Origin of the sequence: Agromyces indicus (genome assembly GCF_031432295.1) — a bacterium.
Classification (GTDB): Bacteria; Actinomycetota; Actinomycetes; order Actinomycetales; family Microbacteriaceae; genus Agromyces; species Agromyces indicus.
The window spans coordinates 168,106-186,248 of sequence record NZ_JAVKGS010000004.1 but is presented as its reverse complement, the minus strand read 5'-3'; the positions used below and the strand labels follow the sequence as shown (position 1 = coordinate 186,248).

The 18,143-nt window shown below is 72.3% G+C and carries 15 protein-coding genes; 9 read left to right on the top strand and 6 right to left on the bottom strand.

All coding sequences use genetic code 11. The features are described 5' to 3' along the window. Positions 1-40 precede the first annotated feature (40 nt). The 5 genes from RH861_RS14165 (at position 41) to RH861_RS14145 (ending at position 7,290) form a co-directional block, all read left to right on the top strand. On the top strand, positions 41-2,911 hold the full coding sequence (locus RH861_RS14165) for an FtsK/SpoIIIE domain-containing protein (protein WP_310521525.1): 2,871 nt from the start codon (positions 41-43) through the stop codon (positions 2,909-2,911). A gap of 136 nt (positions 2,912-3,047) precedes the next feature. After that, complete coding sequence (locus tag RH861_RS14160; RefSeq protein WP_067947066.1) at positions 3,048-4,277, top strand: ABC transporter substrate-binding protein; 1,230 nt, start codon at positions 3,048-3,050, stop codon at positions 4,275-4,277. Continuing rightward, on the top strand, positions 4,277-5,476 hold the full coding sequence (locus tag RH861_RS14155) for an ABC transporter ATP-binding protein (RefSeq protein ID WP_310521523.1): 1,200 nt from the start codon (positions 4,277-4,279) through the stop codon (positions 5,474-5,476). Before RH861_RS14160 ends, RH861_RS14155 begins: the two co-directional genes overlap by 1 nt. A 3-nt stretch (positions 5,477-5,479) precedes the next feature. After that, positions 5,480-6,391 (top strand): ABC transporter permease, encoded by a 912-nt coding sequence (locus tag RH861_RS14150; protein WP_310521522.1) that lies wholly within the window; start codon positions 5,480-5,482, stop codon positions 6,389-6,391. A 113-nt stretch (positions 6,392-6,504) separates the two neighbouring features. Continuing rightward, a complete protein-coding gene (locus tag RH861_RS14145; RefSeq protein WP_310521685.1) occupies positions 6,505-7,290 on the top strand; it encodes an ABC transporter permease in 786 nt (261 codons plus the stop codon). 110 nt (positions 7,291-7,400) lie between these two features. On the opposite strand, the gene RH861_RS14140 is transcribed toward RH861_RS14145, so the two are convergent. Together RH861_RS14140 and gabT are read right to left on the bottom strand one after the other, a co-directional pair. Then, entirely contained in the window at positions 7,401-8,390 is a 990-nt protein-coding gene (locus RH861_RS14140; RefSeq protein WP_310521521.1) for an asparaginase, read from the bottom strand. A gap of 2 nt (positions 8,391-8,392) precedes the next feature. Beyond that, on the bottom strand, positions 8,393-9,781 hold the full coding sequence (gene gabT, locus RH861_RS14135) for a 4-aminobutyrate--2-oxoglutarate transaminase (RefSeq protein WP_248598410.1): 1,389 nt from the start codon (positions 9,779-9,781) through the stop codon (positions 8,393-8,395). A 95-nt stretch (positions 9,782-9,876) separates the two neighbouring features. Here gabT and RH861_RS14130 point away from each other — a divergent pair, with 95 nt between their 5' ends. Then, positions 9,877-10,362 (top strand): OsmC family protein, encoded by a 486-nt coding sequence (locus tag RH861_RS14130; RefSeq protein WP_310521520.1) that lies wholly within the window; start codon positions 9,877-9,879, stop codon positions 10,360-10,362. A gap of 9 nt (positions 10,363-10,371) precedes the next feature. Here the strand turns inward: RH861_RS14130 and RH861_RS14125 are convergent, their stop codons facing one another. Together RH861_RS14125 and RH861_RS14120 are read right to left on the bottom strand one after the other, a co-directional pair. Continuing rightward, on the bottom strand, positions 10,372-11,283 hold the full coding sequence (locus RH861_RS14125) for a hypothetical protein (protein WP_310521519.1): 912 nt from the start codon (positions 11,281-11,283) through the stop codon (positions 10,372-10,374). 46 nt (positions 11,284-11,329) lie between these two features. Then, the gene (locus RH861_RS14120; RefSeq protein WP_374255953.1) at positions 11,330-12,091 is read right to left on the bottom strand and encodes a lysophospholipid acyltransferase family protein; all 762 of its coding nucleotides are present in this window, start codon (positions 12,089-12,091) and stop codon (positions 11,330-11,332) included. Between the two features lie 85 nt (positions 12,092-12,176). Here RH861_RS14120 and RH861_RS14115 point away from each other — a divergent pair, with 85 nt between their 5' ends. From RH861_RS14115 to RH861_RS14105, 3 genes are all read left to right on the top strand, one after another. Then, a complete protein-coding gene (locus RH861_RS14115; protein WP_310521518.1) occupies positions 12,177-12,818 on the top strand; it encodes a 4'-phosphopantetheinyl transferase family protein in 642 nt (213 codons plus the stop codon). 26 nt (positions 12,819-12,844) lie between these two features. Further along, a complete protein-coding gene (dxr, locus tag RH861_RS14110) occupies positions 12,845-13,930 on the top strand; it encodes a 1-deoxy-D-xylulose-5-phosphate reductoisomerase (protein WP_310521517.1) in 1,086 nt (361 codons plus the stop codon). A 111-nt stretch (positions 13,931-14,041) separates the two neighbouring features. Continuing rightward, entirely contained in the window at positions 14,042-15,367 is a 1,326-nt protein-coding gene (locus RH861_RS14105; RefSeq protein ID WP_310521516.1) for a M50 family metallopeptidase, read from the top strand. Here RH861_RS14105 and RH861_RS14100 read toward each other — a convergent pair whose 3' ends face one another. Continuing rightward, positions 15,368-16,648, bottom strand: coding sequence for a low temperature requirement protein A (locus tag RH861_RS14100; RefSeq protein ID WP_310521515.1), 1,281 nt, complete (start codon positions 16,646-16,648; stop codon positions 15,368-15,370). Positions 16,649-16,737: 89 nt separating this feature from the next. Next, complete coding sequence (locus tag RH861_RS14095) at positions 16,738-17,922, bottom strand: acetyl-CoA C-acetyltransferase (protein ID WP_310521514.1); 1,185 nt, start codon at positions 17,920-17,922, stop codon at positions 16,738-16,740. Between the last annotated feature and the right edge of the window lie 221 nt (positions 17,923-18,143).

Genomic DNA, 18,143 nt, shown 5'->3' with positions numbered 1-18,143 from the left:
TCCGCGTGACGACGGGTGACCGGGGTGCTGGGCTGGACCGGTGTCCGATCCGAGCCACTGGTCCCCGCCCGGCCTCATCCCGCTCGCCCTCCCACCGCGGCCCCCGGAACCGGCTCCGCCCGGGTTCCCCTGGATCGCGTCGGCTGCGCCCGTCGTCGGTGCGACGGCGATCTGGGCGGTCACCGGATCGACGTTCGCGCTGCTGTTCGCCGTGCTCGGTCCACTGGTCGCGGTCGCCTCGATGCTCGACGGGCGCCGCGAGTCCCGTCGCGAACGCCGGCGGTCGGCAGGCGAGCGCCGAGCTGCCCTCGAACGGCTCCGACAGGAGATCGCGCTCCGCCACGACCTCGAGCGCGAGGCGGCCTGGCGCCTGGCGCCCGGCGCCCGTCGGGTGATGGAGCGAGGCATCCCGGCGTGGCGAGCCACTGAGCCGGGGCCCGTGGTCCTCGGCGCCGCGACGCTGCCCAGTCGGGTGCGCATCGACGGCATGCCGTCCGATGACGACGACGCCGACCTGCTGCGGTCGGCGGGCCGGCTCGCCGAGGCACCGCTGACCGCGGAGGTGGACGGCGGACTCGGCTTCACCGGTCCCCGGAGTCTCGCGCTCGCCGCGGCGCGGGCGGCGCTCGTGCAGTGCGCGGACGCCGTGCCCCCGGGCACGATCGCGATCGAGGCGCCCGGCACCGAGGCCTGGCAGTGGATCGCCGGCCTCCCGCACGTGACGGTGCCGGCTCGAGCACGACTGCGGGTCGTCGACGCCGCCGCTGCCGCCGTCAGTCGCGAGGCGGACGGCGACCGGGTGCACCTCATCGCGGTCGGCGCCACCGCCGATGAGCTTCCCCCGGGTCTCGCCACGGTCGTCGAGCTGCGGCACCGGGCACTCGCCGTGGTCGGACGCGGAACGGCCATCCCCGTCGTCCCGGAACTCGCCGGCACCGTCGAAGCGGGAGCCTGGGTGGCACGAGCCGCCATCGCGGGTCGCCGGGCGGGCATGGACGGCGCGGCGGCGCTGCCGGCCAGGGTCGAGCTGTCCGAGCTCGACCTGGCTCCGGCAGCCGGCGATCGGTCGAGCCTGCGGGTTCCGGTCGGTGCAAGCGAGTCCGGCCCGCTCCACCTCGACCTCGCCACCGGACCGCACGCGCTCGTGGCCGGGACCTCGGGCAGCGGCAAGAGCGAGTTCCTGGTCACCTGGGTGGCGGCGCTCGCGGCCGTCCACCCGCCCGACCGCGTGGCCTTCCTCCTCGTCGACTTCAAGGGCGGGGCGGCGTTCGACCCGGTCGCCGCGCTTCCGCACGTGACGGGTGTCGTGACCGACCTCGCCGAGTCGGAGGCCGGGCGGGCGGTGGCGAGCATCCGCGCCGAACTCCGGCATCGCGAGCACGTCCTGGCGTCCGTGGGTGCGCGCGACCTCGCGAGCTTGGGGCCGGACACCGTGCTCCCTCGCCTGGTCGTCGTCATCGACGAGTTCCAGGCCATGGTCGAGCGGTTCCCGGAGCTGGGGGCCGTGATCGCCGACGTCGCCGCGCGCGGCCGATCGCTCGGGGTGCACCTGATCCTCGCCTCGCAGCGCCCGAACGGCGTCGTGCGGGAGAACGTGACCGCCAACTGCGGGATCCGGGTCTCGCTGCGCGTGCTCCAGCGAGCCGACAGCACCGCGGTCGTGGGAACCGAGGCGGCCGCGTCGATCGAGGCGAGCACGCCGGGGCGAGGGATCGCTGATGCCGGTGACGGGCGCGTCGTCCGGTTCCAATCGGCGCTCGCCGATGACGCCGCGGTTCGATCGGCGGCCGATCGCCACGCCGAGGTCGCCCTGCCGCGCCGCCCGTGGCTCGATCCGCTCCCACGCTCGCTCACGCTCGGCAGCGTCGGCGCCGTCCTCGGTCCGGAGCGTCCGGATCCCGATGCGATCCTGCTCGGGGTGGCCGACGACCCGGATCGTCAGCGCCGGGTGCCGATCGAGTGGCGTCCCGCGAGCGACGGACCGCTGGCCGTGCTCGGGGCGCCGGGCTCCGGTCGGACCGCACTGCTCGCAGCGATCGCGAACCAGGTCGCCGAACGGCGCGGCCCAGATGGGGTGCTCCGGATCGAGGGTCCCCGGAGCGCCGTGTGGGACGCGCTCGACCAGCTCGATCGTGCGCTCGCCGACGGTCGGCGCCTCCCCGCGCTCGTCGTGCTCGATGGCCTGGACTCGTGTTTCGCCGCATGGCCCGACGAGGCGCGCCTCACCGGAATCGCCCGGGTCGAATCGATCCTGCGGGGCGTCCGCGACCTCCGGTCGGCCGTCGTCGTGTCGGCGGCCCGGCTCACGGGGCTCGGCGCCGGCGTGCGCGACGCCCTGGGATCGACCGTGCTCCTGCGCCACCCGACGCGTGCCGACCTCGTGCAGGCGGGCGGGGAGGGGACCCTCTGGGAACCCGACGCGGTGCCGGGCTCCGGCCAGTGGCACGGTCTCCGAGCCCAGTTCCTCGCCGCACCGCGGCCGTCGGCGGGGACGCCGCGCCCGCCGCTGCCCTACGAGCCGGCGCGGCATCCGTTGACGGCCGTGTGCTCGCGCACGCCGAGAGCGGACGCCGCCGCGATCGCCGCCGCATGTTCGGAGGCGGAGGTGGTGCTGCTCGGCGACGGTCCGGAGGCGGCCGCTCGTGCGACGGCGGCGCTGCAGCGCGGGCCCGAGCCCGGATCGACGCGGATCGTCGTGGGCGACGCCGAGTCGTGGACGACGAACTGGGCCCTCGCGGCGCAGGCGCGCGGTCGCGCCGCGATCGTCGTACACGGCGGGGCGGGGGAGTACCGCGCGCTCGCCCGGGACGCCGCTCCGCCGCCGCTCCTCGACGACCACCGTCGGCAGTGTTGGGTGGTCCCACCGGAGGCCCCGCCGGAGCGCCGATCGTGGATTCGGCGGCACGACTGATTCCGACGCTGTCGGCGCAATCGGGCACTGATTCCGTGCGTGACGACGCGAGAAATTAACGATTCGGACATCAACTCGTGATTTCCGCCACGCAGTGTGGCATCATCTTCGCACCCCTGCACGAACATCGAAGCCGATGAGGAGCCCCCGCGTGACCAGCCGACCCCTTCCCCAGGACCCAGTCGTCCGCGCTCTGATCGCCCAGGCCCGGCAGGCGCAGCTCACCCGTCGCACGCTGCTCGCGGGCGGCGCCGCCGGCGCGTCCGCGCTCGCGCTCGCCGCGTGTTCGACGGGCGGCGGCCAGGCCCGCCCCACCGCGGCCGCCGACCGGTCCGACAGCGACAAGACGCTCAACTGGGCCAACTGGGCCGCCTACATCGACGAGGACGATGCGGGCAACTACCCGACCCTCGATCGCTTCGAGGAGGAGACCGGGATCTCCGTCAACTACGAGGTCGCGGTCGACGACAACAACACGTACTACGGCAAGGTCAAGGACCAGCTCGCGCTCGGCCAGGACATCGGCGCCGACACCGTCTGCCTCACCGACTGGATGGTCTCGCGCTGGATCCGCCTCGGCTACACGCAGGAGCTCGACCACGACAACATCCCGAACATCGCGAACCTGACCCCGGCGCTGCAGAACCCCGACTTCGACGAGGGCCGGAAGCACTCGCTGCCGTGGCAGGGCGGGTTCGCGGGCATCTGCTGGAACACCGAGAAGGTGCCGGGCGGGCTCCGCGAGGTCCAGGACCTCTGGAGCGCCGACCTGAAGGGGCGCGTCGGCGTCCTCTCCGAGATGCGCGACACCATGGGCCTGATCATGCTGCAGAACGGCGTGGACATCTCGGGCGACTGGGGCGACGCCGAGTTCGAGGCGGCCATCGAGACCCTCGACGAGCAGGTCGCCAACGGGCAGATCCGCAACATCAAGGGCAACTCCTACCTGGAGGACCTGAAGAGCGAGGACACGCTCGCGGCGATCTGCTGGTCGGGCGACATCACCGTCCTGAACGCGGAGGCGGGCGACAAGTGGCAGTTCGCCATCCCCGACGCGGGCGGCACCCTCTGGAACGACAACTTCCTCATCCCCGTCGGCTCGCCCCGCAAGACGAACGCCGAGACGCTCATCAACTACTACTACGACCCCGCGGTCGCCGCCGAGGTCGCGGCATGGGTGAACTACATCACGCCCGTCGTGGGCGCGCAGGAGGCCGCAGCGGCCATCGACCCCGAACTCGCCGAGAACCAGCTCATCTTCCCGAACGAGGAGACCCTCTCCAACGCGTACATCTTCCGCGCGCTGTCGGGCGCCGAGGAGCAGAAGTACCAGGCGCAGTTCCAGCAGATCCTGCTGGGGTCGTGATGTCGGGTCGCGAGTTCGCCGAGCGCGGCGCCGACCTCGAGCTGGTCGGCATCCAGAAGCGCTTCCCCGGATTCACCGCCATCGAGGAGCTCGACCTCACGATCCCCGCCGGGTCCTTCTTCGCCCTGCTCGGTCCGTCCGGCTGCGGCAAGACGACGACCCTGCGGCTCGTCGCCGGGCTCGAGGAGCCCACGCAGGGCCGCATCCTGATCGGCGGCAGGGACGTCACCGACACCAGGGCGCACCAGCGCCCGGTGAACACGGTGTTCCAGAGCTATGCCCTGTTCCCGCACATGTCGATCATCGAGAACGTCGCGTTCGGGCTGAAGCGTCGCCGCATGGACGACCCGATGGGCAAGGCGCACGAGGCGCTGAAGCTGGTCGAGCTCGACCACCTCGCGCAGCGGCGTCCCGCCCAGCTCTCCGGCGGCCAGCAGCAGCGCGTCGCTCTCGCCCGCGCGATCGTCAACCGTCCTGCCCTGCTGCTGCTCGACGAGCCGCTCGGAGCGCTCGACCTCAAGCTGCGTCGGCAGATGCAGCTCGAGCTCAAGACGATCCAGGAGGAGGTCGGCCTGACCTTCCTCCACGTCACGCACGACCAGGAGGAGGCCATGACCATGGCCGACACCGTTGCCGTGATGAACAAGGGCGCGATCGAGCAGATGGGCGCGCCCGAGGAGCTCTACGAGCTGCCGCGCACCGCCTTCGTCGCGAACTTCCTCGGCAAGTCGAACCTGTTCACCGGCGACGTCGTGGGCACCACGAGCGAGGCGCTCTCGGTCGACGTCGCGGGGCACCGCATCACGGTGCCGGTCGCCCGGGCCCAACGCCACCAGGGTCTCGTGACCGTCGGCGTGCGACCCGAGAAGGTCGCGCTCCACCTCGAGGCGCCGGATGCCGCATCCACCCGGAACGTGCTCGGCCCGGGCCGGGTCATCGACGTCTCCTTCGCGGGCGTGAGCACCGAGTACATCGTCGCCGTCCCCGGCGCCGGCACGCTGTCGGTCTTCGCGCAGAACGTCGGGTTCGGTCCCGTCGCGCACGAGGGCGACGAGGTGTGGGTCAGCTGGCAGGTCGAGCACGGCTTCGGCCTCGCCGACGAGCCGGAGGACTCCGACCGGTTCCCGGCCGACGACGACACCCGGTCCATCGCGGTGCAGCGGCGCGAGGCGCTCATCTCGGAGCTCGAGGGCAGCTGATCCATGGCCTTCGCAGCATTCGCGACGACGGAGGCGCAGCCGCAGGCACCCCGCAAGCGGAGCCGCATCGCGCTGCTCCTGCTCCTGCCCGGCATCCTCTACCTCGTCCTGTTCTTCCTGACTCCGCTGATCTCGCTGTTGCTGACGTCGCTGCAGGCGCCGTCGGAGTTCGGCGACATCGGCGTGTACGACTACGCGTTCAACTGGCAGAACTACGTCGACGTCGTCAACGCCTACTGGCCGCACATCCTGCGCTCGTTCGGCTACGCCCTCGCGGCGACGGTGCTCGCCCTGGTGATCAGCTACCCGATCGCCTACTTCATCGGCGTCAAGGCGCGGCGCCGCCCGCTGCTGCAGAGCCTGCTGCTCGTGCTCGTGATCGCCCCGTTCTTCATCAGCTTCCTGCTCCGCACGCTCGCGTGGAAGCAGATCCTGTCCGACGAGTCGATCATCATCACGTCGCTGAAGGCCCTCTCCCTGCTGGCGCCCGACGCGTACTTCACCGGCACGCCGTTCGCGGTCATCTTCGGCCTGACCTACAACTTCATCCCGTTCATGACCCTGCCGCTGTACACCACGCTCGAGCGACTCGACACCCGGTACCTCGAGGCGGGCAGCGACCTGTACGCGAACCCGGTCACCGTCTTCCGCAAGGTGACGATCCCGCTGTCGATGCCCGGCATCGTGGCCGGCACGCTGCTCACCTTCATCCCCGCAGCGGGCGACTACGTCAACGCCAGCCGCGACTTCCTCGGCGGGCCCGACACGCAGATGATGGGCAACGTGATCGAGGCGAACTTCCTCGTGCTGCTCAACTACCCGGCGGCCGCAGCGCTGTCGATCATCCTGATGGCGGCGATCCTCGTGCTCGTCGGCGTCTACGTGAAGCGATCCGGAACGGAGGACCTGCTGTGAGCGGCGAAGCACAGGCCGGGGCGGTCCTCGGCGGACTGGCCGGCAGCGAGGAACTCGAGGAGCGGCGACCGCCGCAGGCGCCGCGCCGCAGGCGCGTCGGACTCGGCGACTGGCTGCTGCCCGTCTACGTGACGATCGCGTTCGTGTTCCTGCTCATCCCGATCGCGTACACGTTCGTCTTCTCGTTCAACGACTCGATCAAGTCGAACATCTCGTGGCGCGGGTTCACCTTCGACAAGTGGCTGAACGTCTGCAACGTCGAGGGCGGCGCGGTCTGCGAGGCCTTCGGCAACAGCATCGTGATCGCGCTCGTCTCGACGGTCGCCGCGACGACGCTCGGCACGATGATCGCGATCGCTCTGGTCCGCTACCGGTTCCGGGCGCGCTCGGCCATCAGCCTCCTGCTGTTCCTGCCGATGGCCACGCCCGAGGTCGTGCTCGGCGCGGGGCTCGCCGCGCAGTTCCTCGCGGTCGGCGTGCCCAAGGACATGCTGACGATCATCCTGGCCCACACGATGTTCTGCATCAGCTTCGTGGTCGTGACGGTGAAGGCGCGCGTGGCCAGCCTCGACCCGGCGCTCGAGGAGGCGGGCCGCGACCTCTACGGCTCGCCGCGCGCGGTGTTCTGGCGCGTGACGTTCCCGCTCCTGGTGCCGGGCATCATGGCGGCGGCGCTGCTCGCGTTCGCCCTGAGCTTCGACGACTTCATCATCACGAACTTCAACTCGGGTTCGGTGACGACGTTCCCGAAGTACGTGTACATCTCCGCTTCGCGCGGGATCCCCGCCGAGGCGAACGTCATCGCGTCGGCGGTGTTCATCCTCGCGCTGGCGATCGTGATCATCGCGCAGGTCACCCGCGCCGCACGCGCCAAGCGATTGGCGAACGCCGCGGGCTGACCCGCCCCGACGCAGCGACGAGCGGATGCCGCGACCCGAGCAGGGCGCGGCATCCGCTCGGTCGTCCAGGCGTCGGCTGCGTGCGCGGGGTCCGGTTCGCCGGCGCCGACTCAGACCGTCGCGCGGATCCGGCCGACCACGGCGCCGCCGCCCATGACCTCGAGGCCGAGGGCGGGCTCGGCCGCGTCGACGGCCGACGCCTCGAGCGCTCCCGTGGCGACGAGCAGGCGCGCGGCGACGATCGCGAGGGCGCGCGGGGAGCCGTCGAGGATCTTGAGTGCGACCGTGGTGCCGTCGGGCGCGGTCATGACCTGGACGCCCTCGGCGCCGAACTTGGCGAAGACGCCGAGCCGCTCGATCGCGACGGTGTCGGTGCGGCCCGGGCCCGCGACGGCCCAGCCGTTGGCGCGGACCGCCTCGGTGAGCGCCGCCGCCTCGCGGAACAGCGCGAACGGCGAGGAGGTCGACGACGTGGTGATCTTCTGGATCCCGCGGGCGAGGGCGGTGAGGCTGAGGGCGTGCACGGGCGCGCCGCAGCCGTCGATCACCGTGGCGGCGGGACGCTCTCCGGTGAGCCGTTCGACCACGTCGAGCACCCGCTTCTGCAGGGGGTGGTCGAGGTCGAGGTACCCGTCGAGGGGCCACTCGTTGGCGTGGCAGGCGAGCAGCATCGCGGCGTGCTTGCCCGAGCAGTTCATCGTGATCGACTCGGGCCGGAGCCCCTGCCGCACGAGCTCGTCGCGCGCCTCGCGGTCGGTGGGGTACTCGGCGGGGCAGCGGAGCGCGGACGCGGGCAGGGCGGCCCGCGCGAGCAGCGCGCGGACGAGCGCGACGTGGCGCGCGGTGCCGGTATGGCTCGCGGTCGCGATGGCCGCATCCTCGCCGCGGAGGCTCACCCCCGAGGTCATCGCGGCGACGGCCTGGAACGGCTTCATGCTCGAGCGGGGGAGGATCGGCGTCCGCACATCGCCGAGCGTGCGGACCACCTCGCCGTCGGGCGCGAGCACGATCGCCGAGCCGACGTGGCGGGACTCGGCGAAGCCGCCCCGCTCGACCACGGCGAGCTCGACGGCATCGGAGGCGCGGAAGGTGCCCTCCACGTTCAGGCGAGGGTCGCGAACGCGTCGTCGAGCACGCCGAGCGCGTCGGCGATGAGCTCGTCGGTCATGCGCAGGCTCGGGAGGAAGCGGAGGACGTTGCCCCACGTGCCGGCGCTGAGGAACAGCACGCCCTGCTGGGCGGCGTGCGCGACGAGCGCCGACACCGCCTCGGGGTTCGGCTCCTTCGTCGTCTCGGCGGTGCCCGGCTTCACGAGCTCGATCGCGATCATCGCCCCGCGGCCGCGGATGTCGCCGATCACGTCGTACTTCTCGCGCAGCCGTTCGAGCCCGGCCGTCAGGGTCGCCTCGATGCGGCGGCCCTCGGCGAGCAGGTCCTCCTGCTCGATCGCCTCGAAGACCGCGACCGCGGCGGCGCACGCCACCGGGTTGCCGCCGAAGGTGCCGCCGAGCCCGCCGGGCTGCGACGCATCCATGATCTCGGCGCGGCCGGTGACGGCGGCGAGCGGCATGCCCGCGGCGATGCCCTTCGCGGTGAGCACCAGGTCGGGCACCCAGCCGAAGTGCTCGGCGGCGTAGTAGCGGCCCGTCCGGGCCATGCCCGACTGGATCTCGTCGGCGATCATCACGACGCCGTTCGCCGTGCACCACTCCTGCAGCGCCGGGAGGAACCCGTCGGCGTACACCATGAAGCCGCCCTCGCCCTGGATCGGCTCGACGACGAGGCAGGCCAGGTCGGTGGCGCCGACGACCTTCTCGAGGTAGCCGATGGTGCGCTTGGCCGCCTCCTCGCCCGAGAGCCCGTCGCGGAAGGGGTAGGAGCTCGGCGCGTGGTAGACGTCGCCCGCGAGCGGGCCGAAGCCGGTCGCGTACGGCATGGCCTTGTAGTTCATGGCCATCGTGAGGTTCGTGCGGCCGTGGTAGGCGTGGTCGAGCACGGCCACGGCACGGCGGCCGGTGTGCTTGCGGGCGATCTTCACGCCGTTCTCGACCGCCTCGGCACCGGAGTTCACGAGCACCGTCTTCTTCGGGAAGTCGCCGGGGGTGTGCTCGGCGAGCAGTTCGGCGACGCGCACGTACTCCTCGTACGGCGTGATGGTGAAGAGCGTGTGCAGCACGTCGCGCGCCTGCCCGGTGATCGCCTCGACCACGTTGGCGGGCGTGTGACCGGCGGTGGTCACGCCGATGCCGGCGCCGAAGTCGAGGAACCGGTTGCCGTCGACGTCGACGAGGATCGCGCCGTTCGCGCGCTCGATGTAGACGGGCAGCACGCTCGAGACGCCCGAGGACACGACCGCGGTGCGCCGGGCGTGGAGTTCCTGCGACTTCGGGCCGGGGATGGCGGTGACGACCCGTCGCTCCTGCGGCACGGCGGCGGCCTGCGCGCTCGACTCGGCGGGGAGGGACTCGACGGGGATCTGGGTGTCAGTCATGGTCGGACCAGCTTATCGCCGCCGACCCGGCGGGCCGTCGGCGGGCTCGTGCAGAATCGACGACGAGGCGGCATCCGCTGCCGGGAGGAGGCCCCATGCTCGGCGAGCACCGGTACGCGGTCGAACTCGAGTGGCAGGGCGACCGAGGCGAGGGCACGGCGTCGTATCGCGCCTACGGGCGGCAGCACATGGTGCGCGCCGAGGGCAAGCTGCACGAGATCGCCGGATCGAGCGACCGGGCCTTCCACGGCGACCGCGACCGCTGGAACCCCGAGGAGCTCGTGCTCGCGGCGCTCAGCGAATGCCACATGCTCTCCTACCTCCACGTCGCGACCAATCACGGCGTGGTCGTCGTCGGGTACTCGGATGCCGCGACCGCGACGATGCAGGAGGACGGCCGGGGCGGCGGGCGCCTCGTCGAGGCCGTGCTGCGCCCCCGCGTCACGGTGGCGGATCCATCCATGCGCGAGCTCGCCGACGCGCTGCACCACGAGGCATCCGAGAAGTGCTTCATCGCCGCGTCGGTGAACTTCCCGGTCCGCCACGAGCCCGTCGCCGTCGTGCGCGGGGTCGACGACTGACCCGCCGGGTCAGCCCGCCGCGCGCGGATCGGCGTCCGGCACCGGGGGCACCGCCGGCGGGCAGGTGTAGCCGCCGACCAGCCGCGAGCAGGGCGGGAAGTACGCCGGGAGCCGCTCGGCCTGCGGGTCGCCGAACCAGCGGTGCCAGAGCCGCCAGAAGTTGAGGTTCCCGTACGCCGAGCAGTCGTCGCCGTCCGACGGGTCCGCGAGCACCGCCTCGTTCGGCTGGTACGGCGTGTAGTTGTAGAGGTTCGCGGTGGCCTGGTTGCGGATGCGGACGGTGCTCGACCCGCACGCGGCATCCGGGTGGTAGCCGACCTCGACCGAACCCACCCGGTACTGCCGGTCGGGCTCGGCGGTGTACTGCCGGAACTGCCAGCCCGCACGGTAGACCTGGTTGAAGAAGCCGAAGTAGCGGGCATCGCAGTCGGCGTCGTCGGGGCACGCGTAGCCGGTCGCACGCTCGTAGCCGAACGCGCTCGGACGGGTGAGCAGCGACTGCTCCTTCTGCAGGAGCACGAGCAGCACGCGCGGGCTCACGCCGCAGGCCTCCGCGACCGCGGCGATGATCCGGCTCGCGGGCACCGCGTCGCCGCCCTCGACGGCATCGCAATGGCGCGGCCCGACGGCCGGCACCGGTGGGACCGGTTCGACGTGGTCGGCCAGGCACGGCACGTCGTCGACGGGGCGGCAGTCGCGGGCCTCGAGGAACTCCTGGACCTCGCCCTCGTCCATCGCCCGGCCGTCGAAGAACGCGTCGTCGCTCACGATGAAGCCCGGGTCGAACGCGTCGGTCGAGGGGATGCGGCGCTCGGACGGCTCGTCGCCGCGGTCGAATCCGGGCTGCGGCGCGCACCCGGCGAGCACGAGGGCGACGGATGCCGCGATCGCGGCGATCCACGTGCGCACCCTCGTCCTCATCGGCACGACCCTAGCGAAGGGCGCTTCCCGAAGGCTGAACGCGGGATCAGACCCGCTCGCGCGGCGCGACGCGGTCGGCGAGGCGCGCGAGCGTGCCCTGCGGCGGGGCCTCGTTGTAGGCCTCGGCGAGTTCCTGTCCGGTCAGGGCGTGGATGGCGGCCATGATCTCGTCCGTCGCGGCGCGGCGTGCGCGACCCGAGGTCGCCGCGCCGTGGCGGCTGACGTCGATCGGCGCGCCGAAGTGCACCTGCACCGGCCGGACGCGCGGCATCCGGGAACCCACGGGCTGGATCTCCTGCGTGCCGACGAGTCCCACCGGGACCACGAGGGCGCCGGTGGTCAGGGCCAGCCAGGCCACGCCCGTGCGGCCGCGGTAGAGGCGCCCGTCGAGCGAGCGCGTGCCCTCCGGGTACAGCGCGAACGCGCTGCCGGACTCGAGGATCCGCCGCCCCTGGTCGAGCGCCGCCTGCGCCTGCGCGCCCGCGCCGCGCTCGACGCTCACGGCGCCGATCGCCGTGAAGAAGGTGCGCGACAGCCAGCCCTTCACGCCCGTGCCGGTGAAGTAGTGCGACTTGGCGAGGAACTGCACGGGGCGGGGCGCGGCGAGCGGGATCACCACGCTGTCGACGAAGGACAGGTGGTTGGAGGCGAGGATGACGGGTCCGGACTTCGGCACGAGCTCGGCGCCCGTGATGCGCGGCCGGTAGATGAGGCGGACGAGCGGGCGGAGGACGCCTCGGACGATGCCGTAGACGGGGCCCGGCTTCGACCGCGGGGCGGGAACGGCGTCGGCCTCGATCTCACTCACGGTCCGACGGTACGCCACCGCCCATGCGCGCAGCGGAATATCCCGCGGGCTCGGACGCATGCCGCAGGTGCGCCATCATTGGCGCATGGACCTCACCGAGCACGACGTCGTCGCACTGGGCGACACGGGCGCCAGCGCCGTGGTCGTCGTCGGCGGCCGACGGCCTCCCGCCGTCGAGGCCGTGCTCCGTGCCCACCTGGCCGACTCTGCCGACGTGCCCGCGGACGACATCGAACTCGACCACGGTTGCGCGGAGTGCGGCGCACGGCACGGCAGCCCGACGGTGGTCTACCCGACGACCGCGGCCGGCGGGCGCTGGTACGCCGATGCCGGGATCGCCGGCATCGTCGTGGTCGCGGCCGTCGGCACGCGGCATCCGCTCGGGGTGGGCCTCGAACCGGCGACCATCGCATCGGCGCCGCTCGTGGACGAGGCCGCGCTGCACCCGGAGGAACGCGAGCGCCTCGCCGACCTCGATCCCGTGGCGCGCCCGCTCGTCCGCGCGCAGCTGTGGGCGCGGAAGTCGGCGCTGCTCCGGGCGGTCGGCCACGTGGGCGTCATCGAACCGGCGCTCCTCGCGGTCTCCGACCCGGTGCACGACGACGGGATCGGACGGATCACGCGCACCCTGCCGGAGTTCGGGTCGCGCTGGGATCGGGTGCGGTTGCACGACGTCGCCGTGCCGGGACGGGTCGCGGCATCCGTCGCCGTGCTGCCACGCGACTGAGCGCACCCCCGGCCTAGAGTGGTCGCGTGCGCAGCGTCATCATCCTCGGGTCCACGGGTTCCATCGGCACGCAGGCGCTCGACGTCATCCGCGCGAACCCCAACCGCTTCGACGTGGTGGGGCTCGCCGTCGGCTCCAACCGCGCCGAGCTCGAGCGCCAGGCCGAGGAGTTCGGCGTGGAGCACACCGCGGTCGGCGTCGAGGAGGCCGTGCAGCTCGTGCGCAGCGTCGACGCCGACGTCGTGCTGAACGGCATCACCGGATCGGTGGGCCTCGGCCCCACGATCGCGACCCTCGAGCGCGGCATGACGCTCGCCCTGGCGAACAAGGAGTCGCTCATCGTCGGCGGCGACCTGGTGACGCGGCTCGCCGCGCCCGGGCAGATCGTGCCCGTGGACTCGGAGCACTCCGCCATCGCGCAGGCGCTGCGCTCGGGCACCGACCACGAGGTGCGCCGGCTCGTGCTCACGGCGTCGGGCGGCCCCTTCCGCGGAAGGACGCGGGACGAGCTCGGCGACGTCACGCCCGCCGACGCGCTCGCGCATCCGACGTGGGACATGGGGCTCGTCGTGACGACCAACTCGGCCACGCTCGTGAACAAGGGCCTCGAGGTCATCGAGGCGCACCTGCTCTTCGACGTCGACTACGACCGCATCGACGTGGTCGTGCACCCGCAGTCGATCGTGCACTCGATGGTCGAGTTCGTCGACGGCTCGACGATCGCGCAGGCCTCGCCGCCCGACATGCGGCTGCCCATCTCCCTCGGCCTCGACTGGCCGCACCGCGTCGCGGCCGCCGGGCGACCGCTCGACTGGACCACGGCGCAGCAGTGGACCTTCGAACCGCTCGACGAGGCAGCGTTCCCGGCCGTGCGGCTCGCCAAGCAGGTGGGCCGGGCGGGAGGCGAGTACCCGGCGGTCTTCAACGCCGCCAACGAGCAGGCCGTCGCGGCGTTCCACGACGGGCGCATCGGCTTCACCGACATCGTCGACACCGTCCGCGACGTGGTCGAGTCGCACGAGGCGTCCTCGGGCGAGCTCAGCGTCGACTCGCTCGCCGAGGCCGAGCGCACGGCGCGACGCCAGGCCGACCTGCGCATCGCGCGGCGCTGATCGCGTCCCGTCGCGGGTCGTCGGCGCGGCCACGCGACCGGTGCCCGCCCGAGGCATCCGCTCACAGCGCACGGACAGCGCGCACCGAGCCGCCGGCCCTACGATGACGGGGTGGAAACCGTGCTCGCCTTCGTCGTCGGCGTCCTGATCATCGTCGTCGGCCTCGCCGTCTCCATCGGCCTGCACGAGATCGGGCACCTCGTGCCCGCGAAGCTCTTCGGCGTCAAGGTGACGCAGTACATGATCGGCTTCGGCCCGACGATCTGGTCGAAGCGGCGCGGCGAGACCGAGTACGGCATCAAGGCGATCCCGCTCGGCGGCTACATCGCGATGATCGGCATGTTCCCGCCGGGCAAGGGCGAGCAGGCCGGCGAGGGGAGCACGAGCTTCCTCCGCGGCATGGTGCAGGATGCGCGCGCCTCGAGCGCCGAGTCGATCACCCCGGGCGACGAGCACCGCGCGTTCTACCTGCTGCCGGTGTGGAAGCGCATCATCGTGATGTTCGGCGGCCCGCTGATGAACCTCCTACTCGCGATCGTGCTGTTCGCGATCCTGCTCATGGGGTTCGGCGTCGCGCAGCCGTCCACGACCATCGGCTCGGTCTCCGAGTGCGCGCTTCCGGCCACGAGCGAGCGGCAGACCTGCGAGCCCGGCGATCCCGAGGCGCCCGGCGCCGAGGCCGGCCTGCAGCCGGGCGACGAGCTCCTCTCGGTCGACGGCACCGCCATCGCCTCGTGGACGGAGTCGACCGCGATCATCCGCGACCACCCCGGTCAGCCCATCGACGTGGTCGTGCTGCGCGACGGCGAGGAGGTGACCCTCGAGGTCACGCCGCTGCTCAGCGAACGGTACGTCACCGACGAGCGCGGTCAGGTCGTGACGGATGACGCGGGGGAGCCGGTCACGGTCGAGGTCGGGTTCATCGGCATCGGGCCGGCGTCGGAGACGGTGCGGCAACCCGCGACGGCGGTCCTGCCCACGGTCGGCGAGAACATCACGGGCGTGGCGAACATCATCCTGAACCTGCCCCAGCGCATGGTCGACGTCGCCGAGGCCGCGTTCGGACCCGAGGAGCGCGACGCGAACGGCCCGATCAGCGTCGTCGGGGTGGGCCGCGTCGCCGGCGAGGTCGCGAGCCTCGACGAGGTGCCCGTGGCCTCGCGCGCGGCCTTCCTCGTGGGCCTGCTCGCCTCGCTCAACGTGGCGCTGTTCGTGTTCAACCTGATCCCGCTGCTGCCGCTCGACGGCGGGCACATCGCGGGCGCGCTGTGGGAGGCGATCCGCCGCGGATGGGCCAAGCTGCGCCGGCGACCCGATCCGGGTCCCGTCGACCTCGCACGCCTCATGCCGCTGACTTTCGCGGTGGTGATCGTGCTCGGCGGCATGAGCGCGCTGCTCATCTACGCCGACATCGTCAAGCCCATCAGCGTGCTCTGATCAGGCCAGTGAACGTCGGAGGGCGTCCGCCTGGTGGCGGTGCCCGACCGTCTCGTAGCCGACGATGACGACCACCGGCGAGAGCGCCGCGAGCACGATGCCCGTTCCCATGCTCGCCCCCGCGGCGACGGCCCAGACCGCGCCGGCGAGGGGCGCGAGGCTCGCGACGAACAGGCCGATGTGGAAAGGGTCGAACTCCCGGAGCAGCAGGCTGTAGAGCGTGAAGAGGGCGACCGAGAACACGGCCACCGGGACGACGACCGTGAGCAGCGCGGCGGTGTCGTCGATGTGCGCCACGCCCTCGATGACGTAGGCGGCGACGTGGAGCCCGGCCCCGGTGGCCGCGATCGAGGCGAAGATCACGATGTGCCCGTATCCCCAGACGAAGCCACGTTCCCGGTGGCGTGCGAGCACGCTGCCCGACGGCATGATGAAGTACACCCACCACAGGCCGAAGGCGAGCATCGTGCCGCCCACGGTGACGAGCACTGCCTCCAGGTCCCATCCCTGCGCCTCCACCACGGCGCTGATGGTGAGGATGGTGCCGAGGACGACCTCGCCGAGCGTGATGATCACGAGCAGGCCGTACCGCTCGGCGATGTGGTGCGCGTGCCACGGGGTGCCGCTGCCGGCGTGCTCGGCGATGATCGGCCCGGCCATCTCGAACGCGACGAGCAGGACCCAGGCGACGACGGCGCCCTCGAGCGGCGGGTCGACGATGAGCAGTGCGATCCAGCCCGCCTGCGCAAACGCGATGAGCACCGCGTACCGGATCGCGGTGCGCCGATGCGCCGGGTCGTGGCGGGCCGCCCGGAGCCAGAGCGCGAGCACGGCCACGCGCATGATCACGTAGCCGATGACGACCACCGTGTTCTCGAGTTCGCCGCCCGCGTCGATCGAGTCGAAGGTGGCGGGAATGCCGAGCGCGAGCAGGATCACGCCGATCATCACGACCATCGTGGCGACGCGGAAGAAGACGTCGTCGTTGTCGTACGCCGAGGCGAGCCACGCGTAGTTGATCCATGCCCACGAGATCGCGAACACCGCGAACACGAACCCGAACACGGCGGGCACGACGTGGCCGAGCTCGAGGAGGTGGGCGGTCTCGGTTCCGGCCTGCGCGAACGCCACGACGAAGACGAGGTCGAAGAACAGCTCGAGCGGCGTGGCCGAGCGGTGCGGCTCGTCCGGGTCCCGCCCGGTCATCCGACGGATGCGGTGGTCGAGACGTGCCGGCACGGATGCCGCGTGCCCGGCGTCGTCGGTGGTGGTCTCGCTCATACGACCCCTCTCGGGGCGGGCGCGCGCCCGCGTCGTGCTGACATCATGCCTCAGCGACGACGCGGACGCGTCACCCGGTCGGAACGGACCTAGCGGGACAGCAGCAGCGCCTCGCCCTGGCCGCCGCCTCCGCAGAGCGCCACGGCGGCCCGGCCGTCGCCGCGGCGGGCCAGTTCGAGCGCCGCGTGGAGCGCGAGGCGGGCCCCGGACGCGCCGATGGGGTGGCCCAGGGCGATCGCGCCGCCGTGCACGTTGACCTTCTCGTGGTCGAGCGAGAGGTCCTTCATCGACTGCAGCGACACCGCGGCGAACGCCTCGTTGATCTCGACGAGGTCGAGGTCGGCGGCCGACCATCCGGCACGGTCGAGCGCGGCGGCGATCGCGTTCGACGGCTGCGAGTGCAGGGAGTTGTCGGGACCGGCGACCTGCCCGGAGGCCCCCACGACGGCGAGCCAGGGCAGGCCGCGCTCCTCGGCCCACACGCGGCTCGCGACGACCACGGCCGCGGCGCCGTCGGAGATGGGCGAGGAGTTGCCGGCGGTGATGGCGCCGCCCTCGGCGAACGCCGGGCGGAGTCTCGCGAGCGTCTCGGGCGTGGAGTCGGGGCGGACGCCCTCGTCGGTCGTGACGATCACCGGGTCGCCCTTGCGCTGCGGGATCTCGACGGGCACGATCTCGTCGTCGAAGAGGCCGTCGGCCTGGGCCCGGCCCGCGCGCACGTGCGAGGCCGCGGCGATCTCGTCCTGCTCGGCGCGGCCGAGGCCGTAGCGTTCGTTGTAGCGCTCGGTCGAGGAGCCCATCGACTCGTGGTCGAAGGCATCGGTCAGCCCGTCGTGCGCGGTGGTGTCGAGCAGTTCGATCGACCCGTAGAGGTGGCCCTTCCGGGAGCCGGGCAGCACGTGGGGCGCGTTGGTCATCGACTCCTGGCCGCCGGCGACGACGACGTCGGCTTCGCCGAGGCGGATCATGCGCGCGGCATCCGTCACCGCGACGAGACCGGAGAGGCAGACCTTGTTGATGGTCATCGCGGGCACGCGCCACGGGATGCCCGCGGCGACGGCCGACTGCTTCGCGGGGTTCTGCCCGGCTCCTGCCTGGAGCACCTGGCCCATGATGACGGCATCGACGTCGTCGGGGGAGACGCCGGCCTTCTCGAGGGCGCCGCGGATGGCGACGGTGCCGAGTTCGACGGCGGTGCGGGTGCCGAGGTTGCCGGCGATGCGGCCGAACGGGGTGCGGGCGCCGGCGACGATGACGACGTCGGGGAAGCTCATGTCGGGTGGACTCCTTCGTCTCGGGATGCCTCGAGTCTATGCCCGCGGAGGGTCGCCGCCGCCGCCGTGCGGCCGCCGACGCCCCCGATCGGCGATGCACAGGACTGCACATCCGCACTGCGAATCTCCGCCTTGACTCTGCGTGCACGCACATCGGTACGGTGGCGGAAGTCGCACTGGAGCGGCGGCTGCCGCGGCGGTTGCCCCGAGGAACGGAAGAT